The sequence below is a fragment of the Vibrio sp. SCSIO 43132 genome, assembly GCF_019904195.1.
In the GTDB taxonomy this organism is placed as follows: Bacteria; Pseudomonadota; Gammaproteobacteria; order Enterobacterales; family Vibrionaceae; genus Vibrio; species Vibrio nigripulchritudo.
In genome coordinates this window covers 1,228,282-1,244,544 of the sequence record NZ_CP063199.1, presented here as the reverse complement: position 1 = coordinate 1,244,544, position 16,263 = coordinate 1,228,282, and the positions used below count along the sequence as shown (strand labels likewise).

Here is a 16,263-nt window from a genome sequence, read left to right as displayed (position 1 = left end):
ATTAAGAAAAATGACATAATCCACGATCAACCTGCTTACTTGCTACTTGGTATTCAAAAATCGAAAGCTTCTGATTTACAAAAGGAATAGATTTCACTTTATCCTTGAGCGTATCCAGTTGACTTACAGTGAATGAATACATAGCTGCGTATGTCTTGATCGCCTCATCTAAGTAATTGCCAGAAGTCGATGAGAAAGGCGTTATGATGAAAATGCGGTCAAACTGGTTCAACAGCTGATAATTAAATATGTATTCGAGAATGAAAATGAAGTGACTTTCTGAATCAACTTCTTCCTGCCAGAAAATATTCAACACACGATTTTGTAATCGTTGCCCATCATCATCACGAATAAAATCATGCTCATATGAATAAAACAACAAACCAGATGTAATCATTTCAATGGTTGCGGGCAGACTTTTACCTTTAGTTGCGATCTTGTTGTGTTTGTCTGGATAAAAGAATGAGCATTCATCATAATCTGGAATCTTCTGCCACAAGACGTTTTCTTGTTGATTGGCCTTGTCTGTATACGCACGACGCTTTTCGATGTTTTCAGTTACATCAAGTAAGAAGCGGATTAGTTTTGGATCAAAAATAGCCATCATAGAATCTTCTGGCAGGCTATATTCTGATGTAGCCGCACCAGCAATCTTTTGATATAGATCTTTGTCGTATTCATTATCGTGGTTGTATATAAAAAGCATGCCATGCACAACAAATGGGCGTTTCTTATCAATAAGAAACATTTCTTTCCATATAGAGCTTCGTGAAGCGCATTCTACTTGTTGCGATAGGCTTCTGATGGTCTTTAGAATAGCACCGTACTTTTCTAGGGTAGTTTTTGAGTACGACTTTAAATCGGTCTGCACGTACTGAACTACATCGGTGTATGGATCTTGATATGAAAATACGACATCTGTAGGGTGCTTTTTCTGTGTAGGTTTTTTGGCACTTAATTGAGCTTCTGTCAGATGTGAACGCATGCAACAATTCCAACTAATGTCATTAGTCTTTCCACTTGTCCAGCGCAGTTCATCAAATATACGACTAGAGATGATACCTGCGATCTCATCTATATTCTTGGTTTCGCCACCCATTAACGTTAGTCCATAGTTCACTGATTATTGTACGATCATTTTATCCGCAGTTAAGCAAAGTAACAATGATGCATAACACATATACGCATATATGAATCGTGGGATTGTCTTGTTGAGGCGCCTTAAAAATCATGTAGCATTCAAACAACTCTATCCAGTGATTCACTGGGTCTGAATAACGAGTTCAGGCCTTACCTTTTGATCTTAAGTTATGTCGTACCTCATCTAATCCGACTTTCACCTCATTTGTAGAATCACTAACTAAGTTCTGTCCAAAAACAACCTACCAAAACCCAATCAAAAAGCCGCTAACCCCAGCGGCTTTTTCACCCTCCCCTCTAGGATTTCTCATCCATTTCAGGCACTTTAGAGTTATATCAATAATAACGTCTGCCTCAATAAGGAGATTCTTTGGACTTCGAGCTCGATAACTTCAACGGCATCATCCTTTCTGCCGAAACTGTTCCTCACAGCAATGCTGCGTTCGCCAGTGAGCTGCGCGAGGTGCTTGGCTATGCCACAGACAACCGCAAAAACCTGATTTGGTTAACCCTACCCATTGAGCAATCCCACCTTATTGGCGAAGCGACGGCGCAGGGTTTTACCTTTCACAACTGTGAAGAACACGCTGTCACCCTGATTCACAAACCTAAGCCCGATACTTTTGTGCCTTTTATTCCTACCCACACCGTGGGCGCTGGGGCGCTGATTCAAAACGACCGGCAAGAGATTTTGTTGATCAAAGAACACGGCATGAAGGGTTACAAACTTCCTGGCGGGCATGTGGAACTGGGTGAGCCTATTGGAGAATCGGTGGTGCGAGAAGTGTGGGAAGAAACAGGGGTGACGGCGAAATTTGAGTCCATTTTGGGGATTACCACCAAGCACCCGTTTCAGTTTGGTAAGTCCAATATGTACATCGTCTGCAAACTGATGGCGACGGATGAAACCATCAACATTCAGGATGTCGATGAAATAGCCGAAGCGAAATGGGTTTCGGTGAATGAGTTTTTGCAAGACGAAATCAACTACCCGTTTAATCGCCAAATGGTCGGTGCCTTGCTCAATCAAGATGGATTGGCTCTGGTGGAATTGGAAAGCAATACTGGCAGGCACAAAAAACAAGAGACATTCTTTGCTCAAGCCAGCAGTGCGGTTCATTCACCGCTGTCGTTGAATTCCGAGCCAGCATTGAATCTGATGCCCGTTTTACAGCAACTATTTCTTCGTGAAGCTCAAGGGAAGCTGGTTGAACAGTCTGAAATCAATGCTGATGCTCTGAACGGTGAACCATTCCAAAACTGGCTTGAATCCAAGCGGGGTTTAACGGGTCAAGATGTGGCGAATACCCGCTGGATAAAAACCTGTACTGGCGGTTACATTACCGAAGTGATGTTCCATGAAAACGGTACATTAGACGAGTTTCGATTGTTCGACCGTTTCCAAACCCAAGGCACATGGCAGCTGAAACATGGGTTATTGGAAGTCAGTATTACTAAGGGCGACAACACCTATCAGTTCACCATTGTCGGCAATCAGGATCACAATATTCACTCTGCGGTTGAGCACAAAAACGGCGAGCTGCATTCCTATTTGAAATTTGCTCAGGTGAAATAAGGCGAGGCGAAATAGCGGGCACTTACTCGGCAAATAGCGGATCGTCATCCAATACGCGCTTTTTGTATTGATTGGGGGTAATGCCAAACATACCTTTGAAGGTTTTAATGTAGGAAGAGTCGTTCTCATAACCTATTTGACTCGCTACTGCTTGGATAGGCAGATCGTTGTCGAGCAGCGCAAGGGAGTGCACCATTCGGATGTGCTGACGCCATAAGGCAAACGACATACTGAATTCGCTGGCGAACAAGCGAGACAAGGTTCTTTCCGATGCGCCAACTTCTTCCCCCCACTCTGCCAGTGTCTGGTTTTGCGCTGGCGCTTCGCTTAAGCGGTCAAATATGGTCTTGAGCCGTCTGTCCCTTGGCAGCATCGTTTTAAACTGAAAGGGTTCCCCTAGAGCAAATTGGTCGTTTAATACCGCAACCAAATTGCGCAGTATGGCGTCTGATTCTGGTTTCTCACAAAAACGCTCTATCTCAAGCAGCAAGTGGCGCAAGAACGGAGAAAGCGACACCGCCTGAACTTCTGCTGGGCATTTTATATCTGACTCTGAATGCTCTGGGTTTAATCGTGTTGGATTAAGGTAAATACCAATAAACTGGGTGTCGCTGAGCGCTACGGATTCGTGCTCTATCCCTGCTGGCACAAACAAAATTGAGGTGTGCGGAACCAAAAATCGGGCGTGTTCGGTTTGGGTTTGCAGCAAACCTTTTAGCGGAAAAATTACCTGATGCCAGTCGTGACCATGCCATGCATCCACGTAACCTTTTGCCATCGAGATGCGTTTGAACAGTGCCACGCTGTGCTGACGAACCTTTATGACTTGGTTAATGGAAACGTCTTGTCGGGTTGGCGTCATCATGTGTCTGGCTATCCTTATCGGCTTTGGTTTTCCACCACTAAGATTGTCCTGTAACTTAAAGGAGACAATCTATGAACGTGCATTTTATTATCCACGAATATTTTGAAAGTGAAGGCTATTTCGGAACGTGGGTCAAAGACAATCGATATACTGCTCAGTATTCCAAGCGTTACCTTGGCGTCGCGCTGCCCCGTAACAGCGACGAGTTTGATTTACTGGTGGTACTCGGCGGCCCGCAATCCCCCGCAACCACAACGCAAGAATGCCCTTACTTTGATGCCCAAAAAGAGCGTTCGCTTATCCTACACACCATTGAATCAGGCAAGCCTGTGGTGGGCGTGTGTTTGGGGGCACAGTTAATTGGCGAAGCGTTGGGCGCAAAATATCAAACCAGCCCAGAGCCCGAAATCGGCAGTTTCCCTATTCAACTCACCCCTGAAGGCATTAAAGATCCTTTGCTGGCTGGCTTTAGCCTAGAAGAACAGGTCGGACACTGGCACGGCGATATGCCGGGATTGACCGCCGATGCAAAAGTACTTGCAGCGAGCCAAGGTTGCCCAAGGCAAATTGTTCGCTATGGCGATCTGGTGTATGGATTTCAATGCCATCTGGAATTTGTGCCGGAGCAGTTTGAAGCGCTGATTGAAAACAGCCAAAAGGATCTGACCACGCTGAAAGACAAACCATTTGTGCAATCCCCAAGCGAGATCAAAGCCATGCCCACTCAAAATATGAATGCCTTACTCGGGCAATTCTTAGATGGGCTTGTCGCAATGTACCAAGCAACAAAAGCGGAACGAGGTTAATCCTTAACAGTACCCCCAGACACCACAGCAGTACGAGGCGCCCGTACTTCTGCTACTTTTACCTTGGTTCTCCGTAAAGCCGATAGCTCCAGTCTTCGAGTTTTCCGGTCGATAAGCGACGTTCCACCAGCTTTCTCCATGAATCCACCAAAGGAGCATTCAGCAACGACTTAAGCTTTTCTTGCTCCAGACAGCCAGTAAAAATCAAGCCTGTGACTTTGGATATCGGCCATTCTGGGAAAGGTCGCTCACATAAATAGATGTCGTCCCCCGCACCAATATTGCCCTCGCGCAGGATTCGAAAATACCACCCTGTCCATAACGTTTCCTGAAGCAGAAGAGACATATCAGGGCGACCGAAACGGATATTGAGTTTCCAGCAAGGCATTCGTCCCTGAGAAACCTGAACTAAGCACTCACCTATCTGGTAAACGTCACCCAGACAGACGGAATTTTCATCCAGCCCCTGAGTACTCAGGTTTTCACCAAACGCGCCAACACGATGAAACATAGGCGCATCACCGAGTTTGGCTATCCAGCGTTCGTAATGTTCATTGACATAGGCGTGAAGCGCTTTTTCCACACCTCCGTGATAACGCTTGTCGGCTTGTTCATCGCCAACTAACCCCAGAAAATTCACCCAATGACGAGTATCCACAGGGTGTTTGTCTATGCCGCTGGTAACACCCTCTGTTATTGAACTGATCTTACCCGTCAGCAGCGATGTGACCGTTCCTACTTTGCGCATGGCTTTTCCCTCCATCCATTCACTGGCGAATACGAAATTACATTGAACCTAACGGCTGAAACACCGGATTGATCGCCAGCACCTCAATGCGCGAATTCGTGCTTTTTAAGATTCTTTCTTCACTGTCGGATACGAATACCTGTCGCTCAAACCCGGCTGTCACGGGGAACGCCTCCAGCGCAATTTCGAGCTTTTCCTTACTGGCTGCCTGACTTAACGCTTCGATGTGAATGGAAAAAAGCGTCGTGTTGTTTTGGGAAATGTCCACGCGATATCTCATTGCTTCTCCTGCTTCTTACCAAAAAGCTGTGTTCTCAAAGGGTTGAGCTTACGGTTAAGAATTCTCTTAGTATGTTATTGCTCAATATTCAATATTAGGATACGTTATTCACCAATAGTGTACAACTAACGATTTTAAGAAACGCGTGAACATTTTTTAGCCAATAAGAAACATGAGAAGTTGTGAGGTAGAAGTGAGATGGGAAAGGTATACAGTTTCTCAGCGGGACCGGCGATGCTGCCTAGAGAAGTTCTCTTAAAGGCGCAAAGCGAATTACTGGACTGGCAGCAAACGGGTATGTCGGTAATGGAGTTCAGCCATCAAAGTGATGAGTTCGCCACTATTAGGGAAGAAACCGAAGCAAGGCTGCGAACCTTGATGTCGATTCCCGACGACTACCACGTGCTGTTTTCTCACGGCGGTGGCAGTGGTCAGTTCTCAGCGGTGCCATTGAATTTGATCGACCAGCGTGAATCGGCAAGTAAACAAAGAGCCGACTTTTTGGTGTATGGGCACTGGGCAAGCGGTGCTTATGAAGAAGCGAAAAAGTTTTGCCTGCCTCGTAAGCTGGATATCGCCTGTACCCGGGGAGGATTGCGCACCATTTCACCAGAGCAAGACTGGCACATCGACCCGAGCGCCCAATTTGTGTTTGTCTGCCCTAATGAAACCGTAAATGGTATCGAATATCACGCACTGCCTGAAACGAATGTGCCTATTGTGGCGGACATGTCATCTTCCATTCTCTCTCGCCCTATCGATGTTTCCCGTTACGGTTTAATTTACGCCGGTACTCAGAAGAACATTGGTCCTTCTGGGTTGGCGATCACCATTATCAGAAAGGATTTGATCCGAACGGATCGCCACAACATTCCAAAAATTCTGGATTATCGCCGTCAGGTAGACCAGCTTTCGATGGCAAATACGCCGCCTACGTTTGCCTGGTATCTATGCGGGGAAGTACTGAAGTGGGTGGAACAACAAGGTGGCGTGTCGGTACTGTTTGCACGAAATAAAACAAAAGCGAGCGCCTTATACCGATGTATTGATGAATCCGACCTGTACATCAGTGAGGTTCACCCAGATTGCCGTTCTATCATGAATGTGACGTTTAGGATTACCTGCCCTAAAACGGAACAACGGTTTTTAGATCACGCTCATCAGGCGGGGCTGAAAGGATTGAAGGGACACAAAGTGGCTGGAGGCATCCGAGCCTCCATCTATAACGCTATGCCTGCTGAGGGTGTCGAGGCGTTAATCCAGTTTATGAAAGCGTTTGAAATAGAACATACGCAGCGAGTGCGATCTGCGGTTAGTTCGACAAGTAGCCCAACTGCTTAGAGATGTCTTGTGCTGCATTGCTGATCAAATCGAGGTGGGTCTGGTCAATCGCCCGAGCGCTGTCAAAGCCAATCAAAATGATGCTCGCGGTCATTTCACCTACTGCGTCAAAAATAGGGGCGGCAACGGCTTTGGCACCGGGGATCACAGGGTTTACCTCTTCTCGCACCGAGACAAAATCGGCTTTAATCTGCTCGCGGCTTTCAGTAAAAGCTTGCCACTGCTGTGAACTGTCGTTCAGCTCTTTCTTAGCGAGAGATTCATACGCCGATGTCGGAAGGTTAGCCGCGAAACAGCGCCCAACCGCGCTGCTGGTGACAGGGGCGTAAAAACCAATTTTGAAATTGACCGATACAGGGGACGGGTGATCGAGAAAGCGTATGATCATCGGTCCTTGAGTTGTCCACACCGCCAACGCCGCCGCTTGCTGGCTGCTTTGCCTGAGTGCATGAAGAAACGGTTCACAGGTTTGCACAATATCCGTTCTACCAAGAATTTTTGCACCCAGCTCCAGCAACTTAGAACCGTGAAGGTAATTCCCCGATTCGTCTTGCACTACTACGCCCACCCTTAACAGACTTGCCAAGTATTTGTGCAGTTTGCTTTTCGACATCTCCAACTGCCCTGCGGCATCGCTCAGTGACATCGCCTGTTTTTGGTCGGCAAAAAAATCGATGATGTCGAACGCTTGTTCAACAGACTGAATGCCTTGGTTTTTCTTTTCCATAGTGTGTCTTCTGGGCGTACTCGAAAGAAGGATTGGACGAGGTACATACTACCGCGAGATGGGCGTTTTACAACGCTGAGTGTAAAGGCAAGAGCAAACAAAAGCCTCGGCATTCACCGAGGCACCGGAACCTGGGTTTACGCCTCAAGCCAGTTCTTGGATTCGTTTTCCCCTTGAACATAGCTGCCAAGGTGGGTGCTGAAGCGTTTGTTGATGGCGTCTTCAATCAAGGTACTTTTCAGCTCCGCTGGGTAAACTCTGAGGTTTTTGATGGTGTCTAACCTTACCCATTCCACATCCTGGATGTATTCCTGATCGTTTAAACCGATAAGGTTTTCTTTGCTCGGTTCGCCTTCATAGCTTTCAATCAGATAGAAAAACTCAGCGTGATAACGCAGTGGGTGTTGCTCCTGAAACTCTCGTACACATATCAAGTCGCCCACTTTTACTCGTAAGTTGGTCTCTTCACGAAATTCTCGACGCAGCGCATCTTTGGTAGTGGCGTCTTCATTTTCCATTCCACCACCAGGTGGGATCCAATAAACGCCGGTATGGTCTTTAACTCTCACCAGGAGAATCTTGTCATCTTCGATAAGAATGCCTGCAGCTCGGATTCTGTGTTCCATCAATCATCCTTAAACACGTTAATGGCGGCTTGAATCAGCTGCCTGTGAATGGGAACCAAGTCTTGGTGCTCGGTTCGATAACCGCCGCCCACAACCGATGCGATGGGAATACCAGCGTTTTTAGCTGTTAAAAATATAAAATGGTCGCGTTGGTAAATACCTTCCGCGCTCACTTGCAAATAGCCTAGTTCATCATCGGTATGAATATCCACACCCGCATCGTAAATGATCAGATCCGGTTGATGAATGTTGATCGCCATCTCAACCACTTGCTTAAAGCTTGAAAGAAATTCCTCGTCTCCGATTTCGCGGGCAAGTGGCACATCCATATCCGACGTCGGCTTTCTGGCAGGGAAGTTTTTATCACAATGGAATGACAGCGTGATGATGTCGCTTCTGTCTTCACATAGGGTTGCCGTACCATCGCCGTGGTGGACATCGGCATCGACGATTAAGACTTTATCAATGCTCTCGTTTTTAAGTGCTTCATGCGCCGCCAGAACCAAATCGTTGATCAGGCAAAAGCCGCTGCCAAAATCTTTGTGCGCATGATGGTAACCACCACTCAAATGCAGCGCGATACCGTGTTCAATCGCCTGTTTCGCGGTTTCTACCGTGCCTCCTGCCGAGGTTAGGGTTCGGGTGATCAGTTGTTCACTCCACGGAAACCCGATTCGTCGCATTTTTGCTGCGGGCATTTCGCCAGAAAACAGCAGTTGAATGTACTCTTCATCATGCACTTCCAGTACTTGCTCGGTGCTCAGCGCCGTTGGCTCCACAAAGAACAGACCTTCGCGCCACTGGGCATCATGTTCCAGTGTTTGAACTACGTTTTCGTACAGTCTGTGGTATTTGGTTATCGGGTATCGGTGCTTCGGTGGAAGAGAAAGCTCTGAATAGATCGGGTGATAAATAACCGGAATCATTAATAAATCGTTGTGAAGTTGTTTGGAAAGATTGTATACCCAAGTCATATTGAGATTCTAGGAAGTTTATAGAGAAACTTAGCCTACTCCGTATTGATAATAGCTCTCATTTACAACTATATGCAATTCAACTAAAGTGATGCACCTCAACTGGTAATTAGAGGTTCAATATGGCTAAAAATCTGATGCTTATCTCAGGAACATTGTGCGGCGCATTCGCAGCCATCATTTTGTTCGCCATGATTTGCTTTGGTAGCTGGCTTGCCGTTACTCTACTTCTATTCAAGTAACCTCAATCGGAAGTCTTCATGTCACACGTTGTCATTACGGGCGCAAACCGTGGAATTGGTTTAGCCCTTGTTAAACAATACCTAGCATTAAATTGGACCATTACCGCCACCTATCGCTCTAAAGAGACCGCACAGGATCTTATTGAACTTGCCGATGCGAACCCTCAACTGACCGCTCAATTATTGGATGTGACCGACTACAACGCAGTATCGGAATTGGCGACTCAATTAGGTACGGTCGATATGTTGATCAACAACGCAGGCTACTACGGACCGAAAGGTTACGGGTTTGGTAATACGGACCCGGAAGAGTGGCGTAAAGTTATTGAAATCAACACCATTGCCCCCCTTAAGCTGGTGGAATTGCTGTATGACAACCTGAAAGCTTCCGATGCCAAAACGGTGATCTGCGTGTCATCGAAAGTAGGCAGCATGGCAGAGAATACATCCGGAGGCGGGTACATTTATCGCTCTTCAAAAGCCGCATTGAACTCGGTGGTAAAAAGCCTGCACAACGATTTAAGCGCTCAGGGTTTTAGGGTTGCCGCCGTTCACCCTGGTTGGGTACTCACCGAAATGGGTGGACCAAATGCCTTGATTACCACCGAAGTATCGGCGGAAGGGTTAGTGAAGGTGATTGCGTCCATCGACGAAGAAAAGAGTGGTGGCTTCTTCGATTACCAAGGCAATCCCATTCCTTGGTAAGCGCTCCCTGTTAATCGTCCAGCCAGCGCTTTAAATGTGACACCAGCTTTTGAGGAGCTTCAGAGAGTTGACGCCCGAGTCTGGTAATCAAATGCACCTCACCTTGTTTTAAGATGGGGTGTTCAACGGGCAGAGCGACCAACTGCCCGTCCGCTACTTCCCTCGCGACGACAAACTCTGGCAACAAAGTAATCCCCATACCTGAACGGGCAAATTGCTTTAAGACGGCGATGGAGTCGGTGGTAAGTTTGGGATGAATGCGAACCCGCTGCTGAAATTCTGCCATCCCGATAATCTGGCGAACGCCATAGTCTACGTCCTGTAACCCAATGGGGTAATCCAGAAGTGATTCAAAAGTGACCGCATCACGAATTTGAGTGAGGGGGTGATTCGGCGGAACTACAGCGCAGATAGGTCGCTGAACTCGGCTTTGGGTGCGAATATTGGGGTGCTTGCTCGGGTGAAACAACAACCCGATGTGCGCCTCGTCTTGCTCGACTTTTCGAATCACATCGTTTGATCCGCCAAGCATGACAGAATAAGTCAATTCGGGAAATTTGGCTTCAAATTGGGGAAGTGCTTCCGACATTAATTCGCCAACAAACCCTTCCCCCACAGCAAGTTTGATATGACCGCTTTGCAGCCCTTGTAACGCTTCAAGCTTTTGAAGACAAGCTTCCTGACTGGAGACGGTTTCGCGGTGGTACTTAAGCAGTACTTCACCCGCTTCAGTTGCCGCAACGCCTTTTCGGTGCCTCTCTAACAACACGCTTCCCAACTCTTCTTCGAGCATGGAAATCTGGCGGCTCACCGCTGACGGGGCAACGTTCAGTTTGTCTGCTGCTGCGCGAACGCTGCCCAGCTTGACCGCTTCGTAAAAATAGGCAACGCGCTTGTCGTTAATCGGCTTCAAAGCGTCGCCTTACTTGAGTTCCGATTTCACAAGCTCGACCCAGTAGCTTGCGCCAAGGGCAAGAATATCGTCATTAAAATCGTAATGTGGGTTGTGCAGTTCCGCGCTTTCTTCGCCGACACCGTTCCCCACCCAAATGTACGCGCCGGGCTTTTCTTGTAGCATAAAGGCAAAATCCTCAGCGCCCATGCTCGGTGCCATGCAATGCTTAACATTGTCTGACCCCACCAAAGATTCTGCGACCTTTGAACACCTGTCGGCATACTCTGGCACGTTAATGGTCGGTGGGTACATGCGGCGATAGTCGACTTCTCCATTCGCCCCGTATGCCTCACAGATATGATGAACCTGAGTGCGAATGCGAGATTCCAGTAACTCTTGCACTTCGGTCGAAAAGGCACGACAGGTGCCAGATAGAGTCACGCTGTCTGGGATGACGTTATAGGCTTCGCCCCCCTGCATCTTAGTAATGCTCACCACACCAGACTCCAACGAACTGAGGGTACGCCCGACAATACTCTGTAGCGATGAGATAAGCTGACCAGCAATTACCACGGGATCAACACCAAGATGTGGCATCGCTGCATGACAGCCTTTGCCCGTGATGGAGATATCGAACAAATCCATGGAAGCCATAACCGCATCGGAATGGACCGCAAATTTGCCGACTTCTAAGCCCGGCCAGTTGTGCATGCCATAGACAGCATCAACGGGAAACTTCTCGAATAAGCCTTGCTCGACCATGGCTCTGCCACCCGCTTCGCCTTCTTCGGCGGGCTGAAAAATCACCACAACTGTTCCTGCAAAGTCACGATTCTCAGCCAGATATTTAGCCGCGCCAAGCAGCATAGCGGTGTGCCCATCGTGGCCACAGGCGTGCATCTTACCTTCGTTTTTTGAGCGGTATTCAAAGTCGTTGGCTTCGGTTAAGTTCAGGGCGTCCATATCGGCACGCAGCGCAATGGCCTTTTCACCAGGCAAGTTACCTTTGATTGCCGTGACCACTCCGGTTCCACCTAAACCTTGGTCTACTTCCAGACCGAAACTTGTTAATAAGGTCGCCACTTTTTCAGATGTGCGATGCTCCTGATAAGCGGTTTCTGGATGGGCATGAATATCTCTGCGCCACTCTTGCATGTCATTGTGCAAGCTATGTCCAATTGGCAATTCTGACTTCATGCTTATCTCTCTTCTTCCGGATATATTTCTATTATGGTATTACCCGCGAATTTAGCAGGGATCCGTACCCCGCCTTCCTCTGTCTGAACGTATGTTACGTCATTACTATCAAGATGTTGCATCGCTTTCTGCACAGAATGAGAACTTACGCGAATGGCAACACCCGTTGGCAATTCACTTTCCTCACAGGGCAACACCACGCCTTCAAAACGGCGACGCGCCCTTTCAGGTGACAGTACCTCAAATATGCCTCTGTCGGTCTGAACGTTTAAGTACCCCTCTTCAAGGGTGACCGCCTCTTCACCATAAATACCCTTAAACCTAGCTTCAAGATCAGCTGGGTCGCTCGCAATGTAGCTCACACAGGTAATGCCATTGGCACCATTTGGGTGGTTCATCCAGTCTTCGACCCACACCAGTTCGGGTTTGTGCTGGTGACAAAAGAAATGGGAAATAGAAGGGGTTTTGGCGTTAATCAGCATGACCAATGAGACAATCGCCTCTTCTTCCGTGCCATCTGGGCGGTGTGCTACACGACGGAAATCGACAATGCCGTTATTTTCAACGCCACGCTCTTCCATCAATTGATGGTCTTGGCGCGCGTCTTCACTGTGCAGCGCCACCAGTGATATGCCTTCTCTTCTTTCTATGGAATCACTAATGAAACGACCAAAGGCAAAGCCTCGCTCATTTTTCATATCGAGTTTGCTGTGATCATAAATGCTGATGAGTTCGATAAAGTTATCAGGAAACATCAAGAGATGGTTGTCGGTTCCCCATGGGTGGTGATGACGCGGGTTGATGTAAAACCCCAGCCTGGCGAAATCGTCACTGACTTTGTCCATATCTTTAACAGCAACCAAAGGATGGTCTATCCCTAAATGATTGTTACTCATGACTTGTTTTCCTTTCTTCCAACAGGTTGAGCCAATGTGCCCACGACGGTGGTGTTAGGCGCGACCGATTTGACGACCACGGCACCACCTGCCACTTTGGCATTCTGACCAATTTCAATGTTCCCAAAAATAACGGCACCCGAACCAATAAATGCCCCTTTGCGGACTTTCGGGTGGCGGTCGCCCTCACCTTTCCCAGTACCACCTAAAGTAACACTCTGGAACAGGGTTACGTCATCTTCCACCACGGCAGTTTCACCCACGACAATCCCGACCGCGTGATCGAGAAAGATGCCCTGACCGATTTTGGCGGCGGGGTGAATATCGACACCAAATACTGCAACCACTTTCCCTTGAATGTAGTTTGCCATAGGTTGCATACCATTCTGCCAACAAAAGTGCGCAAAACGATAGCTCTGTAACGCTTGGTAGCCCCCAAAATAGAGCAGTGGTGTGGAATGGTCTTTTATACTGGCGTTACTTTCTAACTGACACAGCAAATCCTTGGTGAGCGCCTGAGCAATATTTTCGGATTGCTGCACCAGACCACAAAGGAAAGCGTGCCATTCATGTTCGTCCCCTTGGGTATCAACCAGTTTTTCTGCCAAAACCGAGCATAAAGCGTCGCTCAAACTGCCTCGGCTTAAAATGTGCTTTTGGTAGAAACTGGCAAGCAATGGCTGGGATTGCACAATGTCTCGCGCTTCTTGTTGAATGGTCACCCAAAGGTTATCGACATCAATATCGCGCTGGTAATCCGACATACCCTCTCCTTCTCTATTCGACCGAGTAGCCAAACGTCATGGCAGGATCTTGCGCGGTTTCTACCCACACGCTCTTGGTTTGCATGTATTCCATAAGACCTGCATGCCCGCTGGAGCGACCATAGCCGCTCTCCCCAAAGCCCCCGAATGGCGACATCACGCTGATCGCTTTGTAGCTATTGACCCAAAAAGTACCGGCATTCACTTGGGAGGCGATGCGGTGTGCTCGCCCAACGTCTTTGGTCCATACTGCACCCGCCAGTCCAAACTTGCTGTCGTTAGCAATGGCGACCGCTTCTTCTTCGTCAGAAAACGGAATCACGGACACAACAGGACCGAAAATCTCTTCCTGCGCCACCGACATTTGATTATTCACGTTTGCCAGCACCGTAGGCGTATAGAAAAACCCTGACTCTCCCCCCTCGACGACGGCTTGTCTGCCACCAGCGGCGAGCGATGCGCCGTCCAAGATGCCCTGCTGAACCAGTGACTGGATATGGGAGAACTGAGGCGCATTGTTGATGGGACCGACCATAGTGTCTTCCTGCCAGGGCAGCCCTTGCTGGATTTTTGTGGCAGCAGACGCCAGGCGCTCAGTCAGTTGATCGTATACCTTTTGTTGTACCAGTAATCGCGACCCAGATACGCAGCTCTGACCTGCCGCTGAGAAAACCGCCGCTTGTGCCCCGATGACGGCTCGGTCGAGATCGGCATCATCGAAAACGATATTGGCGGACTTTCCACCCAGTTCAAGGACGCAAGGAATGACCCGCTGGGCGGCAGCAGAAGCGATAAGGCTTCCGGTTTTAGGGGAGCCAACAAAGACGACTTTTTTCGTTACTTTGTGCGCAATAGCGGCAGCCCCTGTGGTTTGTCCGAGTCCGTTGATCACATTCACCAGCCCTTTGGGTACTCCAGCCGTTTCAATCAATTTGACCAACGCGGTGGTGCTCAGCGGTGTGAGTTCACTGGGTTTTATCAGCACGCCATTGCCTGCGCATATGGCAGGTGCGATTTGCCAACCACCAGTGAATATGGGGGCGTTCCAAGGGGTAATTTGAGTCACCACTCCATAAGGTTCGTGGCGGGTGTAATTCAGATGACTGGTCGGGACGGGTATCACTTCTCCCGTGAGTTTGTCGCACCAACCGGCATAGTATTCGAACATCTCCGCTACTTTCACGACTTCAATTCGGCAGTCCCGAACGGGCTTTCCAGCGGAAATGGACTCCAGCCACGCCAGATCATCCGCATGCTGGCGAATTGCTTCGCCGCATTTCCACATTACCTGAGCACGGGCAAACGCAGTGAGGCTCCACCACGCTTTCTGAGCACGTTGCGCTGCATCCGCAGCGGCGTCCACAGGGCTTTCACCGGCATCTTTATAGGTAAGAAAGCTCCCGCCAGTCGCGGGGTTCGTCAGTGAGATGTCATCACCCTGACCTTGCACCAACTCTCCGTTGATCCAACTACCAAATGCATCGCTGCCCAATAAGGTTTTCAGGAGCTCCTGAACCTGAATACGACCATGTTCCTGAATATCTACTTTCATGATTCAGACTCCTTTTTCACGTATTGGGTAATGCGATTAAAATCTTCACTGCCTTCGATCGACTCTTCGCTCTGCGACCAGATTTCGGTAACGTTCTCTGAGATGGGTAGGGACAATCCGCATTCGTCTAACAAAACTTTGGCGAGCCCCAAATCTTTACGCATCAGTTGCATGGTGAAACCAGAATCAAACTGCTCGTTCAATATCCAACGTGGAAAATTCACTTCGCTTATTGCGCTTCGACCAGAGCCCGCATTCAGCCCCTCAATCAAAAGAGCAGGATCCAATCCGGCTTTTTCACCTAAAGTGATGGCTTCGGCTGTTGTCACCAGATGGGCGGCGCACAGCAGGTTGTTTACTAGTTTCGCGACATGCCCGTTACCCGATTCCCCTAAGTGCACCACTTTTGCGCTTAACGCATTCAAAAATGGCGTGGCGCGCACTAACGCTTCTTCGCTACCCCCCACGAGAATCACCATAGTGCCAGCAGACGCACCAGCGGCTCCGCCACTCAAGGGGCAGTCCAGCATGGCGTGACCCAATCGGCTGAGTTTGTCTGCTAACCTGCGGGTGACTTCTGGCTCGGAGGTTGTGGTGTCCATTATCAAGGTGTTTGGCTGAGCATGTTCAATAATGCCGCCTTCGCCTTCAATTACAGCCATCACGTGTTTCGCGGTGGGGAGGGAGAGAATAATGTTATTGACCGACTGGCAGAGCGATTCAATATCTTGCACCACCGCGACCCCGAGAGTACGAGCTGCTTGCTGTTGCTGCGCTGACGGGTCGAGACCAAATACTTCGAAGCCTTCACGAGTCAGGGTTTGCGCCATGCCCAACCCCATACTGCCAAGGCCGATTAATCCAATACTCTTTTTAATGTCCACTGTTACATTCCATTAACAACCATAGCTACATAGTAGGCGTTAATA

Annotated in this window: 16 protein-coding genes and 1 pseudogene; 4 read left to right on the top strand and 13 right to left on the bottom strand. The window is 48.5% G+C overall.

Features of this window, described 5'->3' with window-relative positions; genetic code table 11:
* Position 1 precedes the first annotated feature (1 nt).
* A complete protein-coding gene (locus INR79_RS05625) occupies positions 2–1,099 on the bottom strand; it encodes a hypothetical protein (RefSeq protein WP_223096342.1) in 1,098 nt (365 codons plus the stop codon).
* Between the two features lie 411 nt (positions 1,100–1,510).
* On the opposite strand from INR79_RS05625, the pseudogene INR79_RS05620 reads away from it, so the two are divergent.
* Positions 1,511–2,245 (top strand): annotated as a pseudogene (locus tag INR79_RS05620) (NUDIX domain-containing protein); the annotation flags it as partial.
* A gap of 493 nt (positions 2,246–2,738) precedes the next feature.
* On the opposite strand, the gene INR79_RS05610 reads toward INR79_RS05620, so the two are convergent.
* Positions 2,739–3,578, bottom strand: a complete 840-nt coding sequence (locus INR79_RS05610; RefSeq protein ID WP_410482895.1) for an AraC family transcriptional regulator — start codon at positions 3,576–3,578, stop codon at positions 2,739–2,741.
* A 74-nt stretch (positions 3,579–3,652) separates the two neighbouring features.
* Here INR79_RS05610 and INR79_RS05605 point away from each other — a divergent pair, with 74 nt between their 5' ends.
* Positions 3,653–4,387: a glutamine amidotransferase-related protein gene (locus INR79_RS05605; protein WP_223096338.1), complete on the top strand. Its 735-nt coding sequence runs from the start codon at positions 3,653–3,655 to the stop codon at positions 4,385–4,387.
* Positions 4,388–4,445: 58 nt separating this feature from the next.
* Here INR79_RS05605 and INR79_RS05600 read toward each other — a convergent pair whose 3' ends face one another.
* Complete coding sequence (locus INR79_RS05600) at positions 4,446–5,135, bottom strand: MOSC domain-containing protein (RefSeq protein ID WP_223096336.1); 690 nt, start codon at positions 5,133–5,135, stop codon at positions 4,446–4,448.
* A gap of 37 nt (positions 5,136–5,172) precedes the next feature.
* Positions 5,173–5,415: a hypothetical protein gene (locus tag INR79_RS05595; RefSeq protein ID WP_022550057.1), complete on the bottom strand. Its 243-nt coding sequence runs from the start codon at positions 5,413–5,415 to the stop codon at positions 5,173–5,175.
* 198 nt (positions 5,416–5,613) lie between these two features.
* Between INR79_RS05595 and serC the strand changes: the two genes are divergently transcribed.
* The gene (gene serC, locus INR79_RS05590) at positions 5,614–6,756 is read left to right on the top strand and encodes a 3-phosphoserine/phosphohydroxythreonine transaminase (RefSeq protein WP_223096334.1); all 1,143 of its coding nucleotides are present in this window, start codon (positions 5,614–5,616) and stop codon (positions 6,754–6,756) included.
* Here serC and INR79_RS05585 read toward each other — a convergent pair.
* The 3 genes from INR79_RS05585 to INR79_RS05575 all read right to left on the bottom strand — a co-directional run bounded on the left by INR79_RS05585 (position 6,728) and on the right by INR79_RS05575 (position 9,035).
* Positions 6,728–7,483 (bottom strand): IclR family transcriptional regulator, encoded by a 756-nt coding sequence (locus INR79_RS05585; protein ID WP_223096332.1) that lies wholly within the window; start codon positions 7,481–7,483, stop codon positions 6,728–6,730. The two genes, serC and INR79_RS05585, sit on opposite strands and share 29 nt — an antisense overlap.
* A 137-nt stretch (positions 7,484–7,620) precedes the next feature.
* Positions 7,621–8,109 (bottom strand): NUDIX domain-containing protein, encoded by a 489-nt coding sequence (locus INR79_RS05580; RefSeq protein WP_004402175.1) that lies wholly within the window; start codon positions 8,107–8,109, stop codon positions 7,621–7,623.
* On the bottom strand, positions 8,109–9,035 hold the full coding sequence (locus tag INR79_RS05575) for a histone deacetylase (RefSeq protein WP_223096967.1): 927 nt from the start codon (positions 9,033–9,035) through the stop codon (positions 8,109–8,111). Before INR79_RS05575 ends, INR79_RS05580 begins: the two co-directional genes overlap by 1 nt.
* Before the next feature lie 308 nt (positions 9,036–9,343).
* Here INR79_RS05575 and INR79_RS05570 point away from each other — a divergent pair, with 308 nt between their 5' ends.
* Complete coding sequence (locus INR79_RS05570; protein WP_223096330.1) at positions 9,344–10,030, top strand: SDR family oxidoreductase; 687 nt, start codon at positions 9,344–9,346, stop codon at positions 10,028–10,030.
* Between the two features lie 10 nt (positions 10,031–10,040).
* Here INR79_RS05570 and INR79_RS05565 read toward each other — a convergent pair whose 3' ends face one another.
* Genes INR79_RS05565 through INR79_RS05540 form a run of 6 tightly spaced genes read right to left on the bottom strand, consistent with a single transcriptional unit; the run spans position 10,041 to position 16,218 of the window.
* Positions 10,041–10,943, bottom strand: a complete 903-nt coding sequence (locus INR79_RS05565) for a LysR family transcriptional regulator (protein ID WP_223096328.1) — start codon at positions 10,941–10,943, stop codon at positions 10,041–10,043.
* A 9-nt stretch (positions 10,944–10,952) separates the two neighbouring features.
* Entirely contained in the window at positions 10,953–12,122 is a 1,170-nt protein-coding gene (locus INR79_RS05560; RefSeq protein WP_223096326.1) for a M20 aminoacylase family protein, read from the bottom strand.
* A 2-nt stretch (positions 12,123–12,124) separates the two neighbouring features.
* Positions 12,125–13,018 carry a VOC family protein gene (locus INR79_RS05555; protein ID WP_223096324.1) on the bottom strand — a complete coding sequence of 298 codons (894 nt, stop codon included), beginning with the start codon at positions 13,016–13,018 and terminating at the stop codon, positions 12,125–12,127.
* The gene (gene epsC, locus INR79_RS05550) at positions 13,015–13,782 is read right to left on the bottom strand and encodes a serine O-acetyltransferase EpsC (protein ID WP_004402182.1); all 768 of its coding nucleotides are present in this window, start codon (positions 13,780–13,782) and stop codon (positions 13,015–13,017) included. The genes INR79_RS05555 and epsC overlap by 4 nt, the downstream gene beginning before the upstream one ends.
* Before the next feature lie 13 nt (positions 13,783–13,795).
* Positions 13,796–15,334, bottom strand: a complete 1,539-nt coding sequence (locus tag INR79_RS05545) for an aldehyde dehydrogenase family protein (RefSeq protein ID WP_223096322.1) — start codon at positions 15,332–15,334, stop codon at positions 13,796–13,798.
* The gene (locus tag INR79_RS05540; RefSeq protein ID WP_223096320.1) at positions 15,331–16,218 is read right to left on the bottom strand and encodes an NAD(P)-dependent oxidoreductase; all 888 of its coding nucleotides are present in this window, start codon (positions 16,216–16,218) and stop codon (positions 15,331–15,333) included. The genes INR79_RS05545 and INR79_RS05540 overlap by 4 nt, the downstream gene beginning before the upstream one ends.
* Between the last annotated feature and the right edge of the window lie 45 nt (positions 16,219–16,263).

What these genes read in the sequence shown, in the direction of transcription:
- INR79_RS05610 (WP_410482895.1), bottom strand. Translation starts at nt 3,578, where the DNA reads ATGACGCCAACCCGACAAGACGTTTCCATTAACCAAGTCATAAAGGTT.
- INR79_RS05560 (WP_223096326.1), bottom strand. Translation starts at nt 12,122, where the DNA reads ATGAAGTCAGAATTGCCAATTGGACATAGCTTGCACAATGACATGCAA.
- serC (WP_223096334.1), top strand. Translation starts at nt 5,614, where the DNA reads ATGGGAAAGGTATACAGTTTCTCAGCGGGACCGGCGATGCTGCCTAGA.
- INR79_RS05575 (WP_223096967.1), bottom strand. Translation starts at nt 9,035, where the DNA reads ATGATTCCGGTTATTTATCACCCGATCTATTCAGAGCTTTCTCTTCCA.
- INR79_RS05570 (WP_223096330.1), top strand. Translation starts at nt 9,344, where the DNA reads ATGTCACACGTTGTCATTACGGGCGCAAACCGTGGAATTGGTTTAGCC.
- INR79_RS05585 (WP_223096332.1), bottom strand. Translation starts at nt 7,483, where the DNA reads ATGGAAAAGAAAAACCAAGGCATTCAGTCTGTTGAACAAGCGTTCGAC.
- INR79_RS05600 (WP_223096336.1), bottom strand. Translation starts at nt 5,135, where the DNA reads ATGCGCAAAGTAGGAACGGTCACATCGCTGCTGACGGGTAAGATCAGT.
- INR79_RS05625 (WP_223096342.1), bottom strand. Translation starts at nt 1,099, where the DNA reads ATGGGTGGCGAAACCAAGAATATAGATGAGATCGCAGGTATCATCTCT.
- INR79_RS05555 (WP_223096324.1), bottom strand. Translation starts at nt 13,018, where the DNA reads ATGAGTAACAATCATTTAGGGATAGACCATCCTTTGGTTGCTGTTAAA.
- INR79_RS05595 (WP_022550057.1), bottom strand. Translation starts at nt 5,415, where the DNA reads ATGAGATATCGCGTGGACATTTCCCAAAACAACACGACGCTTTTTTCC.
- epsC (WP_004402182.1), bottom strand. Translation starts at nt 13,782, where the DNA reads ATGTCGGATTACCAGCGCGATATTGATGTCGATAACCTTTGGGTGACC.
- INR79_RS05605 (WP_223096338.1), top strand. Translation starts at nt 3,653, where the DNA reads ATGAACGTGCATTTTATTATCCACGAATATTTTGAAAGTGAAGGCTAT.
- INR79_RS05545 (WP_223096322.1), bottom strand. Translation starts at nt 15,334, where the DNA reads ATGAAAGTAGATATTCAGGAACATGGTCGTATTCAGGTTCAGGAGCTC.
- INR79_RS05580 (WP_004402175.1), bottom strand. Translation starts at nt 8,109, where the DNA reads ATGGAACACAGAATCCGAGCTGCAGGCATTCTTATCGAAGATGACAAG.